This is a genomic window from Acidovorax cavernicola (assembly GCF_003581445.1).
This window is the reverse complement of sequence record NZ_QXMN01000214.1, coordinates 1-1,403: the sequence shown is the minus strand read 5'-3', so window position 1 is coordinate 1,403 and position 1,403 is coordinate 1. Positions and strand designations below refer to the sequence as shown.

At 66.5% G+C, this 1,403-nt stretch carries 2 protein-coding genes; both read left to right on the top strand.

Annotated features, from left to right (window positions below; genetic code table 11):
• Positions 1-752 (top strand): PilT/PilU family type 4a pilus ATPase (locus D3H34_RS32630; RefSeq protein ID WP_119558862.1); only part of this gene is annotated, 752 nt, incomplete at its 5' end.
• A gap of 62 nt (positions 753-814) precedes the next feature.
• On the top strand, positions 815-1,403 hold a 589-nt coding region (locus tag D3H34_RS32625; protein WP_147400593.1), incomplete at its 3' end, for an NAD(P)-dependent oxidoreductase.

Genomic DNA, 1,403 nt, shown 5'->3' with positions numbered 1-1,403 from the left:
AGCGCGGCCTGTGCATCCTGGTCGGCGCCACGGGCTCGGGCAAGTCGACCACGCTCGCGGCCATGGTCGACTGGCGCAACGAGAACTCGTTCGGCCACATCATCACCGTCGAAGACCCGATCGAATTCGTGCACCCGCACAAGAACTGCGTCGTCACCCAGCGCGAAGTCGGCCTCGACACCGAAAGCTGGGAGGCCGCGCTGAAGAACACGCTGCGCCAGGCGCCCGATGTGATCCTGATGGGCGAAATCCGCGACCGCGAGACCATGGAACACGCGATCGCGTTCTCCGAAACCGGCCACCTGTGCCTGGCCACGCTGCACGCCAACAGCGCCAACCAGGCGCTCGACCGCATCGTCAACTTCTTCCCCGAAGAGCGGCGCCAGCAGTTGCTGATGGACCTGTCGCTGAACCTGCGCGCCATGATCTCGCAGCGGCTGATCGCCAAGCAGGACAGCAAGGGCCGGGTCGCGGCCATGGAAGTCATGCTCAACACGCCGCTGATTTCCGATCTGATCTTCAAGGGCGAAGTCGCCGAGATCAAGGAAATCATGAAGAAAGGGCGCGACCTGGGCATGCAGACTTTCGACCAGGCGCTGTTCGACCTGTTCGAAGCGCAGCAGATCACCTACGAAGACGCGCTGCGCAACGCCGACTCGGTCAATGACCTGCGCCTGACCATCAAGCTCAACAGCCAGCGTGCGCGCAACCTCGACCTGTCTTCGGGCACCGAGCATTTCGCGATCGTCTGATTCCGCAGCCATGCCGTTTTTGCCCGACCCCCGGGCTGTTTTCCGTTTGGAGATTGTTTTCTATGTCTAGCCTTGCCGTCTCGCCACGTTCCGTGGCCTTCCTGGGCCTGGGTGTAATGGGCTACCCCATGGCCGGTCACCTCGCACGCGCCGGCCACCGCGTCACGGTCTACAACCGCAGCCCCGCGAAGGCCGCGCAGTGGTGCGCCGAATACGCCGGCACCGCAGCGCCGCGCCAGGCAGCCACGCCGCGCGAAGCCGCGCAGGGGGCCGACATCGTGTTCTGCTGCGTCGGCAACGACGACGACCTGCGCTCGGTCGTGCTCGGCGAGCAAGGCGCGTTCGCGGGCATGAAGCCGGGGGCGATCTTCGTCGACCACACCACGGCTTCGGCGGAAGTCGCGCGCGAACTCAACGCCGCGGCCCAGGCGCTGGGCCTGCAATTCATCGACGCGCCGGTCTCGGGCGGCCAGGCCGGCGCCCAGAACGGCCAGCTGACGGTGATGTGCGGCGGCGATGCCGCGGCCTTCGCCACCGTCCAGCCCGTGGCCATGGCCTTCTCGCGCGCCTGCACGCTGCTGGGCGAAAGCGGCTCGGGCCAGCTCGCGAAGATGGTCAACCAGATCTGCCTCGCGGGCCTGATCCAGGGCC